This is a genomic window from Rhizorhapis sp. (genome assembly GCF_035276005.1).
In the GTDB taxonomy this organism is placed as follows: domain Bacteria; phylum Pseudomonadota; class Alphaproteobacteria; order Sphingomonadales; family Sphingomonadaceae; genus Rhizorhapis.
In genome coordinates this window covers 1-13,343 of sequence record NZ_DATEMB010000015.1, presented here as the reverse complement: position 1 = coordinate 13,343, position 13,343 = coordinate 1, and the positions used below count along the sequence as shown (strand labels likewise).

The 13,343-nt window shown below is 60.4% G+C and carries 14 protein-coding genes, 2 tRNA genes and 1 pseudogene; 5 read left to right on the top strand and 12 right to left on the bottom strand.

Translation table 11 applies throughout. From position 1 onward, the window contains the following. Window positions 1-83: 83 nt before the first annotated feature. From VJS46_RS04965 to thyA, 5 genes are all read right to left on the bottom strand, one after another. Entirely contained in the window at window positions 84-1,610 is a 1,527-nt protein-coding gene (locus tag VJS46_RS04965) for an aminoacyl--tRNA ligase-related protein (RefSeq protein ID WP_324058238.1), read from the bottom strand. Between the two features lie 191 nt (window positions 1,611-1,801). After that, window positions 1,802-3,049, bottom strand: coding sequence for a dihydrolipoamide acetyltransferase family protein (locus VJS46_RS04960; RefSeq protein ID WP_324058237.1), 1,248 nt, complete (start codon window positions 3,047-3,049; stop codon window positions 1,802-1,804). Window positions 3,050-3,052: 3 nt separating this feature from the next. Next, window positions 3,053-4,057 (bottom strand): alpha-ketoacid dehydrogenase subunit beta, encoded by a 1,005-nt coding sequence (locus VJS46_RS04955; RefSeq protein ID WP_324058240.1) that lies wholly within the window; start codon window positions 4,055-4,057, stop codon window positions 3,053-3,055. A gap of 26 nt (window positions 4,058-4,083) precedes the next feature. Beyond that, window positions 4,084-5,355, bottom strand: coding sequence for a 3-methyl-2-oxobutanoate dehydrogenase (2-methylpropanoyl-transferring) subunit alpha (locus tag VJS46_RS04950; RefSeq protein WP_324058236.1), 1,272 nt, complete (start codon window positions 5,353-5,355; stop codon window positions 4,084-4,086). A gap of 128 nt (window positions 5,356-5,483) precedes the next feature. Next, window positions 5,484-6,407 (bottom strand): thymidylate synthase, encoded by a 924-nt coding sequence (thyA, locus tag VJS46_RS04945; RefSeq protein ID WP_324058235.1) that lies wholly within the window; start codon window positions 6,405-6,407, stop codon window positions 5,484-5,486. Window positions 6,408-6,494: 87 nt separating this feature from the next. Here thyA and VJS46_RS04940 point away from each other — a divergent pair, with 87 nt between their 5' ends. The 4 genes from VJS46_RS04940 (at window position 6,495) to VJS46_RS04925 (ending at window position 8,485) form a co-directional block, all read left to right on the top strand. Continuing rightward, on the top strand, window positions 6,495-7,028 hold the full coding sequence (locus VJS46_RS04940; RefSeq protein WP_324058234.1) for a JAB domain-containing protein: 534 nt from the start codon (window positions 6,495-6,497) through the stop codon (window positions 7,026-7,028). A 97-nt stretch (window positions 7,029-7,125) separates the two neighbouring features. Continuing rightward, a tRNA-Pro gene (locus tag VJS46_RS04935) sits at window positions 7,126-7,202 on the top strand. A 226-nt stretch (window positions 7,203-7,428) separates the two neighbouring features. Continuing rightward, window positions 7,429-7,725: a hypothetical protein gene (locus VJS46_RS04930; RefSeq protein ID WP_324058233.1), complete on the top strand. Its 297-nt coding sequence runs from the start codon at window positions 7,429-7,431 to the stop codon at window positions 7,723-7,725. Window positions 7,726-7,816: 91 nt separating this feature from the next. Then, window positions 7,817-8,485, top strand: a complete 669-nt coding sequence (locus VJS46_RS04925) for a hypothetical protein (RefSeq protein WP_324058239.1) — start codon at window positions 7,817-7,819, stop codon at window positions 8,483-8,485. A 20-nt stretch (window positions 8,486-8,505) separates the two neighbouring features. On the opposite strand, the gene VJS46_RS04920 is transcribed toward VJS46_RS04925, so the two are convergent. The 6 genes from VJS46_RS04920 to VJS46_RS04895 all read right to left on the bottom strand — a co-directional run bounded on the left by VJS46_RS04920 (window position 8,506) and on the right by VJS46_RS04895 (window position 12,157). Then, complete coding sequence (locus tag VJS46_RS04920; protein ID WP_324058232.1) at window positions 8,506-9,222, bottom strand: class I SAM-dependent methyltransferase; 717 nt, start codon at window positions 9,220-9,222, stop codon at window positions 8,506-8,508. A gap of 207 nt (window positions 9,223-9,429) precedes the next feature. Then, a tRNA-Arg gene (locus tag VJS46_RS04915) sits at window positions 9,430-9,506 on the bottom strand. 249 nt (window positions 9,507-9,755) lie between these two features. Further along, window positions 9,756-10,268, bottom strand: a complete 513-nt coding sequence (locus VJS46_RS04910; protein ID WP_324058231.1) for a DUF1178 family protein — start codon at window positions 10,266-10,268, stop codon at window positions 9,756-9,758. After that, on the bottom strand, window positions 10,265-11,095 hold the full coding sequence (locus VJS46_RS04905; protein ID WP_324058230.1) for a carbon-nitrogen hydrolase family protein: 831 nt from the start codon (window positions 11,093-11,095) through the stop codon (window positions 10,265-10,267). The genes VJS46_RS04910 and VJS46_RS04905 overlap by 4 nt, the downstream gene beginning before the upstream one ends. A 5-nt stretch (window positions 11,096-11,100) precedes the next feature. Beyond that, entirely contained in the window at window positions 11,101-11,358 is a 258-nt protein-coding gene (gene grxC / locus VJS46_RS04900; protein WP_324058229.1) for a glutaredoxin 3, read from the bottom strand. Between the two features lie 22 nt (window positions 11,359-11,380). Then, complete coding sequence (locus VJS46_RS04895) at window positions 11,381-12,157, bottom strand: ComF family protein (RefSeq protein ID WP_324058228.1); 777 nt, start codon at window positions 12,155-12,157, stop codon at window positions 11,381-11,383. Window positions 12,158-12,183: 26 nt separating this feature from the next. On the opposite strand from VJS46_RS04895, the gene VJS46_RS04890 reads away from it, so the two are divergent. Next, on the top strand, window positions 12,184-13,056 hold the full coding sequence (locus tag VJS46_RS04890; protein ID WP_324058227.1) for a class I SAM-dependent methyltransferase: 873 nt from the start codon (window positions 12,184-12,186) through the stop codon (window positions 13,054-13,056). Between the two features lie 178 nt (window positions 13,057-13,234). Here VJS46_RS04890 and VJS46_RS04885 read toward each other — a convergent pair. After that, window positions 13,235-13,343, bottom strand: a pseudogene (locus tag VJS46_RS04885) (8-oxo-dGTP diphosphatase MutT); the annotation flags it as partial.

Here is a 13,343-nt window from a genome sequence, read left to right as displayed (position 1 = left end):
GGTTTGATTTTATCGGGAGGTTCAGGGATTTGCTTTACCGGGAGGTCCGGGATGCCAGGAAACCTGGCTCTCTCAATCGATCCTCAATAAGCCCGGCCTACCAGCACCCGCTCAACCGCCGGAGCGCCTGTAAAAATACAGGCCCCATCCGCCTCGGCTGCATCCAGCGGCACATTGCGCAGGGTCAGCTTCATTGCCTTCAGCGTTTCCACCACCTGATCAAGCGCCGCGCCTGTCGGTTTGCTCCATTGAACCTCGGCCCAACCGGCTTTGCCATTGTCTCCGAAATAGGCCTTCAATCCGGCAACATCAGTGACGCTCCGGTCAATATTGCCATGCAGGAACGCCTTGGCCTGCGCATGCAGCGACTTCTGGATGTCCTCCAGCATCGCGGCCGCAGCACCCAGGAAATCATCACGGGCAATGACGGCGCTGTCCAGCTTCCCTGCCTCATTATACAGCCGGTCGCGACGCACGACTGAAACATTGCCGGCTGCCAGATCGCGGCCGCCAACTTCAACGATGATCGGCGCACCCTTCTTGACCCAACTCCAGCGTTTGTTCGCGGCCTTGATCGCCTTTTTGTCGAGAAGCGGCCGGACCGGTTCGCCAAAGGCCGTCAGTTTCGACAGGGCGGCCGCGATTTCCTGGCAATAAGCCAGGATGGAGTCGTCCTCCGGCTGATCGCGCAGCATTGGCACGATGATGATCTGTTGCGGCGCGATCACCGGCGGCACGCGTAGCCCGTCATCATCGCCATGCACCATGACGACTCCGCCAATGAGCCGCGTCGTAACCCCCCAGCTCGTCGTGTTGGCAAGCTCCTGCTCACCCTGGCTGTTCTGGAAACGGATATTCTGGGCAGCCGCAAAATTGGTGCCGAGGAAATGGCTCGTTCCGGCCTGAAGCGCCTTCCCATCTTGCATCATCGCCTCGATCGAATAGGTGGCCACAGCGCCTGGGAAACGTTCATTTTCCGGCTTCTCCCCCGCCACCACCGGCAGAGCAAGGCAATCTTCGGCAAGGCTGCGATACACCTCCAGCATGCGCAGCGTCTCTTCGCGGGCTTCCTCGGCGGTGGCATGGGCCGTGTGCCCTTCCTGCCAGAGGAACTCGGCGGTGCGCAGGAACATGCGAGTGCGCATCTCCCACCGCACAACATTGGCCCACTGGTTGGTGAGCACCGGCAGGTCTCGCCAGCTCTGCACCCAACGCGAAAAGGCGGCGCCGATGATCATTTCCGATGTCGGCCGGACCACAAGCGGCTCTTCCAGCTTCGAGTCCGGATCGGGCACCAGTGAACCGCCCTCAGCCTTCAGCCTGTGGTGGGTGACGACCGCCATTTCCTTGGCAAAGCCCTCCACATGCTCAGCCTCCCGGGCGAAATAGGAAAGCGGGATGAACAGCGGAAAATAGCAATTCTCGTGGCCCGTCCGCTTGATCTCCGCATCGAGCAGCTTCTGGATGCGCTCCCAAATGCCATAGCCCCAGGGCCGGATCACCATGCACCCGCGCACCCCCGATTCCTCGGCCAGGTCCGCCTCGCTGATGACGGCTTGATACCATGCGGCAAAATCCTGCGCGCGCGTAACGGAGAGTGCGTGTTTCAATGTGCCTGCCCTGCATGAACGTCTTGGTTGTGATGAGGCCACTTAGAGGATCGTGGGCGGGTAAGTCGAGACGGGAATTGGGCGGCTGGAAGAGGCAATCCCCCAACCCACCCTCGTCGTCCCTGCGAGGCGGGGAGCCCGCCATTGCTCAGCGATCCTGAGAAAAACGCGATCCGCGGGGGTAATTCGGTTTACGCCCGATCATCCGCAAACAGCAGCACCGGCGTTTCCAGCAATTTCTTCACCCGCTGCACAAAATTCGCGGCGTCCCAGCCATCGACCACGCGATGATCGCAACTGGTGGAAAGATTCATGAGCTTTGCCGCCACGATCTCGCCGTCCTTGATGACTGGCCGCTCAATGATCCGGTTGACGCCAACGATGGCAACCTCGGGGCGATTAATGACCGGCGTCGTCACAATGCCGCCCAGCGCGCCCAGGGACGTCACTGTGATCGTCGATCCCGACAGCTCGGCCCTGGCCGCCTTGCCGTCCCGCGCTGCGGCTGAAAGGCGCGCAATTTCCGCTCCAAGTTGCCAGATATTCCGGTCGTGCGCATCGCGGATCACCGGCACCATCAGACCGCCGGCGGTCTGCGCGGCCATGCCGAGATGAACGCTGCCATGCCGGGTGATCAGACCGGCTTCATCGTCAAAGGTGGCGTTCACCATCGGAAAATCAGGAATGGCCTTGCACAGCGCAACGATCAGAAAAGGTAGCAGCGTCAGCTTGGGCCGCTCCCCGCGTTCAGCGTTGAGATCGGCGCGCATGGCTTCAAGCTCTGTGACATCAATCTCCTCCACATAAGTAAAGTGCGGGATGTGACGCTTTGAAGCTGCCATATTCTCGGCAATGCGGCGGCGCAGGCCAGTCACTTTCACTTGTTCATCCGGCCGCGCGGCGGATGTGCCGGGCGCGCGATAGCCCTCCCCTTTGCTGTAGAGCAGATAGGCATCAAGATCGGAGTGGCGGATGCGGTCACCCTGAGGCTGAACCAGGCTCAAATCGACCCCGAGCGCGTCGGCCCGCCCGCGGACGGCAGGAGAGGCCAGAACCTTGCTTTTCCCACCCTCGCTCTTTTCTTCTTCGTTCGGGCTCAGCTTGTCGACGCTCAGCTTTTCCGCTTCCATTTCAGCTTCAGGAGAAGAAGGCTCTTCGACAGGCTGGGAGCGAACGGCTTTGGGCGGGATTTCCTCTCCGTCCGTCTCGATCTCCACCAGCATCGACCCGATCGCGATCTGATCACCGGCCGCCCCGCCGAGCGCCAGCACCCGGCCTGCAACAGGCGATTCCATCTCCACGGTCGCCTTGTCGGTCATCATGTCGGCAATCGGCTGATCCTCCTCAACCGTGTCGCCGACGGCTACACGCCATTCGACGATCTCCGCCTGCGCAATGCCTTCGCCGATGTCAGGCAGTTTGAATGTGAAGCGCGCCATGGGTCAGTCCTTCAGGATCTTCTTGATGGCTTCCCCGATCCGCACCGGCCCAGGGAAATAGGCCCATTCCAGCGAATGGGGATAAGGAGTATCGAACCCGGTCACCCGCTCGACCGGCGCTTCCAGATGATAGAAGCAGCGTTCCTGCACCAGCGCCGAAAGCTCTGCGCCAAAGCCGCTGGTCCGGGTCGCCTCATGGACAATCATGCAGCGTCCGGTCTTGCGGACCGATGCCTCCACCGCCTCGATGTCCAAGGGCACCAAGGTGCGCAAGTCGATGATCTCCGCATCGACGCCCATCTCGGCAACACTGTTGGACACCACATGCACCATGGTGCCATAGCAGAGGATGGTGAGCGCCTCCCCTTCCCGCACGGTTCGCGCCTTGCCAAGCTCGATGCGGTAATAGCCCTCCGGCACCTGAGCCCCCGGATGGCCGGCCCAGTTGCGCGCGGGCCGGTCATAATGGCCATCGAAAGGTCCATTATAGATGCGTTTCGGCTCGAAAAAGATGACGGGATCATTATCCTCAATGGCTGCGATGAGCAGGCCCTTCGCATCATAGGGCGTCGAGGGAATGACGGTCTTGATGCCCGAAACATGGGTGAAAATGCCTTCGGGGCTCTGGCTATGCGTCTGTCCGCCGAAAATGCCGCCGCCAAAGGGGCTGCGCACGGTCAGCGGAGCAGTGAACTCCCCCGCCGACCGGTAGCGCAGTCGTGCCGCCTCCGACACCAATTGGTCGAGGGCGGGATAGATATAATCGGCGAACTGGATCTCGGCGACCGGCCGCAGGCCGTACACGCCCATACCCAGCGCCACCCCCACGATGCCGCACTCAGTGATTGGCGTATCGAATACGCGCGTCTTGCCATATTTGTGCTGAAGACCGGCGGTCGCACGGAAAACGCCGCCAAAATAGCCGACATCCTCGCCCATCACCACGACATCGGGGTCCCGCTCCATGACCACGTCGAGCGCGTTGTTGATCGCCTGGATCATGGTCATTTCGCGCGTCTGGATCGTGGCGTCACTCACAGCTTCGCCGCCTTCGCCTCGCGGAACATCTGTTCCCGCTGCTCGCGCAGATGCCAGGGCATTTCTTCATAGACGCCCTCGAACAGCGTCTCCAGCGGCTGGTGCAGGCCATGGCCCAATATGCCGTTCTTCTCCGCCTCCTTGGCGCAGTCGCGCACATAATGCGCCACTTCCAGATCCATGGCGGCATGGCGCTCCTTGTCCCACAGGCCAAGGCCGATCAAATGCCGCTTCAGCCGCAATATGGGATCGCCCAGCGGCCATTTGCTGCTTTCCATGACCGACCGGTATTGCGACGGATCGTCCGAAGTGCTGTGCCCCTCAACGCGATAGGTGAAAAGTTCTATGAGCGTCGGTCCCACATTGGCCCTGGCCCGGTCGGATGCCCATTTGGTGGCGGCATAGACGGCAAGCGGATCGTTGCCGTCGACCCTGAGACCGGCAATGCCATAACCGACAGCCCGGGCGGCAAAGGTCGTGGCCTCGGCTCCGGCAAAGCCTGAAAAGGAAGAAATCGCCCATTGATTGTTGACGACATTCAGGATCACGGGCGCGCGATAGACGCTGGCGAAGATGCAGGCGGAATGGAAATCGCCTTCGGCCGTGGACCCCTCCCCACACCAGACGGCGGCAATCCGCGTGTCGCCCCTGGCCGCGCTCGCCATCGCCCATCCGACCGCCTGCGGGCATTGCGTGGCAAGATTGCCTGAAATGGAAAAGAAGCTTGCTTCCTTGCTGCTGTACATGATCGGCATTTGCCTGCCCTGCAGCCGGTCCGCCCGGTTGGAATAAATCTGGTTCATCATGTCCACGAGCGGCCAGTCTCGCGCGATCAGCAGTCCCTGCTGACGATAGCTCGGGAAACACATGTCATCGCGGTGCAGAGCGAAGGCCGCCGCAATCGCGACGGCCTCCTCGCCAGTGCATCTCATGTAAAAGCTGGTCTTGCCCTGCCGCTGCGCCCGGAACATTCGCTCGTCGAAAGCGCGGGTCAGCGCCATCGCCCGCAGCATCTTGAGCAGCGTCTCTCCGTCCAGGCGCGGATCCCAGGGCCCAGCGGCGCGGTACTCATCATCAAGCACCCGCACCAGCCCGTAGGCGAGATCAGCCATGTCGGCTGGAGCTGCGGTCTCATCCGGCCTGCGGGTGGCGCCGGCAGCGGGAACCGGCATGTCGCTGAAGTCCACCTCGTCACCAGGACGGAAACGCGGCTCCGGCACATGAAGCCTGAGAGGCGGCAGGTTCCGCCCGTCTCGATCCAGCGCCATTCTGCTCCTTCCCAGCTCCAGCCTCCCGAATCGAAGGCGGAATAATATTTCTTTATGTTGTTATTATATTACCTTCCTTCGCCGGACAAGGGCCTTGGGACAGACAGGACGCGAAGATGCCTACGCCGTTAAACCGCCACGGGAGCAGCAATATGGGCCTGGGGTGCATAATCCCGCACCTCGAAATCCTCGATCCGATAGTCAAAGACGCTCTCCGGCCGCCGCAACAGATGCAGGCTTGGTGCACCCGATGGGGTCCGTTGAAGCTGAGCCTCAACCAGTTCCGCATGATTGAGGTAAAGATGGACGTCCCCCCCATTCCATATCAATTCCCCCGGCTCCAGATCGCATTGCTGCGCCAGCATCCGCACGAGGAGCGCCGCGGAAAAGATGTTGAACGGAACGCCGAGCGCCAGATCACAGCTCCGCTGAAAAAGCAGTCCGGACAGCTTTCCATCCGCGACATAGAATTGATAGGTCATGTGGCATGGCGGCAACGCCATCTCGTCAAGCTCGTCGACATTCCAGCCAGTGAACAGCAATCGCCGGGATCCCGGATTATTCTTGATCCCGTCGACCAGTGCGGCGATCTGGTTGTGACCTTGCGACGCCCGTTTGTAGACGCCCCCGTCCAGCGGCTCATATCGCGGCCAGTTCACCCATTGCGTGCCATAGACCGGACCAAGATCGCCCCAATCCAGCGCGAACCTCTCATCCTCGATTATCCGGCGCTCGAACGCCTCCAGACTGATTTCCTCGCCCGTTGCCTTGCGATATTTGTCGAGCGGCCAGTCCGTCCAGATATGAACGCCCTGTTCCACCAGCGGCCGTATATTGGTGTTGCCCGTCAGGAACCAAAGCATTTCCCGCGCGGCCGTCTTCCAATAGACGCGTTTGGTGGTGAGCAACGGCACGGCGCCTTCGGCCAGCGAAAAGCGCAGGGTTGCGCCGAACAGCGACCGGGTCCCCACTCCTGTCCGGTCCACCTTTTGCGCGCCTTCAGTCCAGACATGGCGCATGAGATCCAGATATTGCTGCTCATAATGGGTCACGGAGGCTCATCCTAGTGAGGGGGTGATATATGGCAGGGACTAGCCGAATAGAGGCACTCGGTCCATTCGGGAGGTGGCCGGGCTCCTTTGAAATATCATCTCGTCCAAAATGGTCCTCATTCTGCCGCCGCAAGAAAACTTTGGTCTAGATCGGACCGAATTACATTGGTTTTGGCGCTTTTATTTAAGCAATTAAGCGGCATGTCTGTGCTGCCGTCACCTAACCCGATCACTATTTCAACGTCTCCAGCGTTGGATCAACGTCATTCCTGCGGCATCGAGCCCATCCCTACGGGCAGCAGCGCATTCCTTGAGACCTTGTCGGTGCTTTATGTTGATGCCGAAGGGAATATTGCCAAGGTGCATCATAGCAGCAATCAGCGTCCCGACCTGATATTCCTGCCGGCACGATCAATTATTAAGCAAGCGTTGACGCACGACTATCGCCGCTTCATTCTCATCCACAATCATCCCTCGGGCGACCCGCGGCCGAGCGCAGCGGACATCGTGACCACGCGGCTGCTGTGCCGAACCGCCGCCCCGCTTGGCTTGCAGCTTCTCGATCATATCATCGTCGCGGGGCAATCCTGCTTCAGCTTCCGCGCCGCCGGTCTCATATGATCCGCAACAAAGTGCCATCTCTCCGCTTGCAACCATGCAAACCCGCTTATATAGACCGCCCCCTGCCTTGCCGGGTCATGCATGATTCCGGCCCGGTCGGGGAGTAGCTCAGCCTGGTAGAGCACTGTCTTCGGGAGGCAGGGGCCGGAGGTTCGAATCCTCTCTCCCCGACCATTTAATTTTCCTGCGCGCGAGAAATTTGAAGACGGCTGTAGGGGTAAGCACACCCCCCGTGCAGTCATCCTGTCACCGCCACAAACCGCCCCAGTATGCGGATGTCGGCGTGATGACGATCATCATCCGTCCATCTGAACGAATGCACGGACCGGCAGAATCGAATTGTCCCTGCGGCAGCGCTCGGCTTGGGAGCGCGTACTGAATTCACAGGAAGGAGAATTTGATGTCGCCGTCACTAACGAAAATTGCGCCCGCTATGCTGATTCTGGTTGGCTCACTGAGCCTGGGAGGCTGCGCTACCAAGGGATATGTGAAAGAGCAGATCGCTACCGTGAACCAGCGCATTGATGCCCTTGATGCCAAATTGCAGACGACGGATGGCACGGCGAAGGCAGCTCAAGCGGAGGCGCAGGCCGCATCCGGACAGGCCCAGAACAATGCGCAGCGGCTGGACCAGCTCAATGCCCGCGTTGATGGCATCGAGCAGCGGCTTCAGGAGAGGCGGCGTCCGCGCAATTAATGTCACAAGGGCACAATTGCCTGAAGGACTCTAATCTCTTGCAATGTTCCGCTTGTTTCGTCTGATGGGTCCAATTCGAGTACATGGAATGATGATCCATACCGTCTTGACACTTGCGGGACTTGCGCTGGCTTCGCTTGCGCCCGCTGGGGCGACAGTTCTCAGCGGGGAAAATGCTGGCGAAGCTGGAAAGCCGCCGGAGACGGTAACGCGCGTTGCCGATTGGATCGCTGCATCCAAGGACAATGGCTCGCTTCCGTACATCATAGTCGATAAAACGGGTGCAGAGCTCTTTCTGTTCGATGCGAAAGGCAAGGCACTCGGCGAAGCTCCGATATTGATCGGTCTCGCCACCGGGGATGACGCCACCCCCGGTGTTGGCGGCAAGAATCTTGAGGAGATTGGGCCCGCGGAGCGGACGACGCCCGCGGGCCGTTTCCTTGCGAGGTTCGGATTGGCCGCTGGAAAGCAAAGGGTGCTCTGGGTCGATTACGGCACATCCGTAGCACTCCATCCAGTGCCCAAGGGCACCAGAAAGGAACGCCGCCGCCAGCGGCTGCTCTCGCCCGCGGCTGACGACAACCGGATAACCTTCGGCTGCATCAACGTGCCTCTAACATTCTACAGCAAGAATGTGCGCCCGCTTTTCAGGAGGAAGGGCGGGGTCGTCTACATATTGCCAGACACCAAATCCCTTGAAGAGGTCTTCCCCCGATTGCGGGTTCAGCCCTTCGTCAATCGCGGCTCTTTCTCACGCTAGAAGAGGCCGCTGACGCTGCCTTATCCACCTGCGGCGATCCGCCGAAAGGCGACATCGCCATAGCCCATATAGCCAAGCGCCAAGTACAGCATTTCCCAATCCTCGGCGAGACAGAGCTCATTTACTGCATGGATCACCCCATAGGGCATGCATTCGGCGGGCGACCAGAAAGTATAATCATTGAACAGAAGATATCCGCCCTGCTTCACCTTCGGGACGGCTGCCGCTATGTCGCGTTTCACTCCATTATAGCTGTGGTCGGCATCGATATAGATGAAGTCGAATTGATCATCCGGAAAGCTGCCAATGGCAGCTACCGAGTCCGCCTCATGGATCGCGACCGAGCCATCTGCAATCTCTGGAGCGAAACGGCCCGCAATGTCGAACCTTGTCAGATCGATGTCGATGAGGTGCAGCTTGGTTGGATTGCAGATGTCGATGATCTTTCGCGAGAAGACGCCCTCCTGCACCCCTACCTCAGCAGCTACCGCGTTGCGCGGCATCGCCTCCAATATGTCCTCGCGCAGGGGCAGTACCTTGCAATTGGCCAGATGCCTCCGCTGAAGGACCGGATAATTCTTCATCTCCACAACGCCGAGATGATTGGTGAACCCGTCAAGATGACTGCGCCATGCGCTCTGACCGAGCGTCAAAGCCTCATCCAGCGTGGCCGGCCGCCGCGAAACGGAACGCGGCTGGAGGAAATGCCTCACTGCCGCTCGCATCCTCATGCGCATCACTTGCCTCCATGCAGGCTTCCCCTGGACATTCGCCGCCAGGCGACGTCCAGCAGGCGATCAAGGTACAAGATAAGCGCACCGAAACAATAAACATAACATTATGTAGGTATTTCGAGATCTGCCGGTGCCACGGTCCCGCAGACCGGCAGCCAACGCGACTTTCCGATCGCCTCACTGCTGCTGGAGCGCGCTGATGCAGAGGAATGGTGCGCCCGACAGGATTCGAACCTGTGGCCCCCAGATTAGGAATCTGGTGCTCTATCCTGCTGAGCTACGGGCGCATTGAAAGCCTTCATGCGGCTGTCTGGCGATACTGCCGCCAGCCCTTCGCGTCAATCGCAAGCGGGCGGGGACAGCGTTAGCAATTTGTTAACCATTTGATGCCAAAAAGAAAGGTGCCTCTTTCTGGTCTGAGGCAAGGTTATCGCTGACCCCCAACGATAGCCAATGGTGGAACGGCCCTGGCAACACGATTTCCCCACAGTCTTGTTGCCGGGGCTTTCACCCGAACAATCCTGCTCTTCGCAACCTTAATTCTGTATTTCGGGCGGCACGACCGGCAGAGGAAGCGGAGCCACCTCAACGCCTTCCTCAATCAGGGCGCGTGCTTCACCGGAAGCAACCTCGCCGTGTATTTGCTTGTGCGGTTCTTCGCCATAATGCATTGCCCTCGCCCGGTCGGCGAAGGCACGGCCCACCCATTCGGACTTTTCCAGCACGCGCGCCTGCACCTGCGCGAGCGTGTTTATGATTGAGCGCATCTTCTCCATCTCTGCGCTGGAGGGGGCATTGCTGACAGTGACCCCCCGCTCTTCCACCGGCACGGGCGCAGGCAGATTGGCCTTCACCGGCCGCTGCGCCTGCTTCTGATTGGACTTGGGTGAAACAGCCGGGCTCATCACGGCCTTGCGCACCTGCGTATCGCCGCACATCGGACATGCGATCATGCCCCCCGCGCGCTGCTTTTCATAATCGGCGCTGGACCCGAACCACCCCTCAAAGACATGGCCGTAGCCGTAACATTTCAGGTCGAAAACGATCATCCTATGTCAACTTCGCTTGAGATGCCCCGCCGGTTGGCGATCGCCGGAACATGGGATCGCACCGTCGCGACCCTTTCCATCTCTATATCGGCGAAGGCAAGCCCTGATTGAGTGCCCATATCCAATAAAATATCACCCCAAGGATCAACCACAGATGAATGGCCGAAAGTTTCGCGGCCATCCTCATGCTGTCCGGCCTGCGCAGGCGCGATGACGAAGCAGGCCGCCTCAATGGCCCGCGCCCGCAACAGCACATGCCAATGCGCCTTACCGGTGGGCACGGTGAAGGCCGAGGGAACCAGCAATATGGTGGCTCCGGCATTGCTGAGCGCCCGGTAAAGGTCCGGAAAGCGGAGGTCATAGCAGATGCTGAGGCCCAGCCGCGCCCACGGTGTGTCCACCGCCACGACCCGTTCCCCAGGGCCATAGACCGAGGATTCCCGCCAGCTCTCTCCTGTGGCTAGGTCGACATCAAAAAGATGGATCTTGTCGTATCTGGCCCTGATCGCGCCGCCATCGTCAATGACAAAGCTCCGGTTGCTCCATCGGCCATCCTCCCGCTCCCCTTTCAGGGCAAGCGAACCGATATGAACCCACAAGCCAGCTTTCGCCGCCGCCTCGCGCACCGCCGCAAGAACGGCATTTCCTTGCTCGTCCGTCAGCGAGGCTGCCACCCTGGACCGGTTGCGATCCATTTGACCGGCCATCTCAGGGGTGAAGAGCATGTCGGCACCCTCCGCCTTGGCCTTTTCCACGGCCTCGACGATCGCCTGCGCGTTGTGCGCAGGATCGATGCCGCTTGTCATCTGCAGAATGGCGGCGCGCATGGTTGTCAGGACTTCAACAGCGGATCAAGCTTGCCGGCATAATCCAGGGCGGCAAGATCGTCCGATCCGCCGATATGCCGTCCGTCGATGAAAATCTGGGGGACGGTATAGCCGCCGTTGGACCGCTCCAGCATTTCCGCCCGTTTCGGACCGCCCAGGGTGATGTCATATTCCTCGAACGGCACACCCTTTTCGTTCAGCAGCCGCTTGGCGCGAACGCAATAGGGGCACATCATCTTCGTATAGATTTCCACTTGGGGCATCGGCGACCTCTTCAATGTTGGCTCACGAGATTGGCATGGGCTCCGCCATTGTCAATTGCGGCTCCTCCTCATCCGCTATCACCCGTGCCCAGCATAGGAGATGAACGGATGCGGCTCCGGCGCGCTTCAATATCCTGGCGCAGCCATTGGCCGTGGCCCCGCTCGTATAGACATCGTCAATCAGCACCACCGTCTTGCCGGAAAGACGAGGCCGGTCCGCTTTATCCACGGCAAAAGCGCCAGCCACCGTCCTGGCCCTTTCTTTCGGGTTAAGGCCGCGAAGAGGCGGCGTGGCCTTGACGCGCTTGAGCACCTCCAACTCATAGGCAAGCTCCAGCGATCGCCCCAGTGCTTGTGCAATGAGCGCCGATTGATTGAAGCCGCGCGACCAGAGCCGCCAGCGATACAGCGGCACAGGCACCAGCACCAGATCGTCCCGGCGCTCGTCGGGCACATGGCGCTCCATCAATCCCGCGATCAGCCGCGCCAATCCTATTTTCCTGCCATATTTCAGCTTCAGCGCCACATGGCGGGCCACCTCGCCATAGGCGATCACTGACCGCGCGCGATCATATGCAGGTGGATTGGCGAGGCATGCGCCGCAACGGCTTCCCTCCGGCTGCTCATAGGCAAATGGCAGGGCACAACTTTCACAACAGGGCGACCCCAGCCATTCCATTTTCTGCCAGCAGAGGGGGCAGAAACTCTGCGCGCCGGTCGTGATGATCCCGCAGGAGGGGCAGCGCGGGGGGAGAGCAAAATCAACGATAGCGCGGGAAAGCGCATGCAGGATGTTCATAAGCTCTTGTCCTATGCGAAGCCTGAATGCACAAGCCCGCTGTGACCATGGCAGCCGATCAGCAGGATATCTTTGACAGGCGCTTGCGGCGCATGCACCGTGACCGGGCGGCTGCGGGGTTCCAGGGGCATGATTTCCTGTATCGCCATATGGCCGAGGAACTGCTCGACCGGTTGAGCGACGTCAAAAGGGCGTTCCGCAGCGTCTTGCTGATCGGTTCTCCCGACTCATTCCTTCGCGACCGCCTGTCAGCGGCCGGAATGACGGTGGTCGCCACCGATCCCGGCTTTGGCAACAGCCGTGCCGTGGCAGGTGTTCAGGCCGATGAGGACGCCCTGCCCTTTGCCGACGCCAGTTTCGACCTGGTCATGGCTTGCGGCACGCTCGACAGCGTCAATGACCTGCCGGGCGCATTGCTTCTGATCCGCCGGATATTGCGGCCTGATGGTCTGTTCCTGGCCGCCTTTTTCGGAGCGGGCACGCTTCCGGTGCTGCGGGCGGCCCTCCTGCATGCCGATGGGGACCGTCCGGCCCAGCATATCCATCCGCAGATCGAGGTCCGGTCAGCAGGCGACCTGGTCAGCCGCGCCGGCTTCGCCATGCCGGTGGCTGACGGAGATACGCTGGCGGTGCGCTATTCCGGCTTGTTCCCGTTGCTTACCGATCTCAGGGGCATGGGCGCCGCCAATATGCTCTCCTCGCGTCCTCCCCATATGAGGCGGGAAGGATTGACCCGCGCAGCCGAAGCCTTTGCCGCTGCGGCCGGTGCCGATGGCAAGACCACCGAGCGATTTGGGATCATCTACCTGAGCGGCTGGGCTCCCCATCCCAGCCAGCCCAAGCCAGCGAAGAGGGGAAGCGGCACCGTCTCCTTGGCGGAGGCTTTGAAGAAGAGGTAGAGCATCGCGCAACTGACCCGAGTCCTGTTCGGGCTGTGCTTGTCTTACTCCGTCGTCCCCGCGCAGGCAGGGACGACGGCAAAAAGCAAAATGACCTGGGCAAAGGGCTTTTTATTACCAGAAGAAAGGCCCTTCGGCAGGCTCAGGACCATGGGCCCGGATGGCTCGCAGGATTCTCTCAAAGCAACGCGTCGAGAAGCCCAATCAACGGCTTGTCCGCGGGCGGCATCTCCATGGCGTGCATCTGCACCGGCCGCACCCATTTCAGGTCCGTCGCATGAAGGGGC

Bases quoted from the DNA above. Each gene is read 5' to 3' on its own strand.
- VJS46_RS04910 (WP_324058231.1), bottom strand. From the start codon at position 10,268: ATGATCGTTTTCGACCTGAAATGTTACGGCTACGGCCATGTCTTTGAG.
- VJS46_RS04925 (WP_324058239.1), top strand. From the start codon at position 7,817: ATGATCCATACCGTCTTGACACTTGCGGGACTTGCGCTGGCTTCGCTT.
- VJS46_RS04955 (WP_324058240.1), bottom strand. From the start codon at position 4,057: ATGACCATGATCCAGGCGATCAACAACGCGCTCGACGTGGTCATGGAG.
- VJS46_RS04890 (WP_324058227.1), top strand. From the start codon at position 12,184: ATGCACAAGCCCGCTGTGACCATGGCAGCCGATCAGCAGGATATCTTT.
- VJS46_RS04905 (WP_324058230.1), bottom strand. From the start codon at position 11,095: ATGCGCGCCGCCATTCTGCAGATGACAAGCGGCATCGATCCTGCGCAC.
- VJS46_RS04950 (WP_324058236.1), bottom strand. From the start codon at position 5,355: ATGGCGCTGGATCGAGACGGGCGGAACCTGCCGCCTCTCAGGCTTCAT.
- VJS46_RS04920 (WP_324058232.1), bottom strand. From the start codon at position 9,222: ATGCGCATGAGGATGCGAGCGGCAGTGAGGCATTTCCTCCAGCCGCGT.
- grxC (WP_324058229.1), bottom strand. From the start codon at position 11,358: ATGCCCCAAGTGGAAATCTATACGAAGATGATGTGCCCCTATTGCGTT.
- VJS46_RS04960 (WP_324058237.1), bottom strand. From the start codon at position 3,049: ATGGCGCGCTTCACATTCAAACTGCCTGACATCGGCGAAGGCATTGCG.
- VJS46_RS04895 (WP_324058228.1), bottom strand. From the start codon at position 12,157: ATGAACATCCTGCATGCGCTTTCCCGCGCTATCGTTGATTTTGCTCTC.
- VJS46_RS04930 (WP_324058233.1), top strand. From the start codon at position 7,429: ATGTCGCCGTCACTAACGAAAATTGCGCCCGCTATGCTGATTCTGGTT.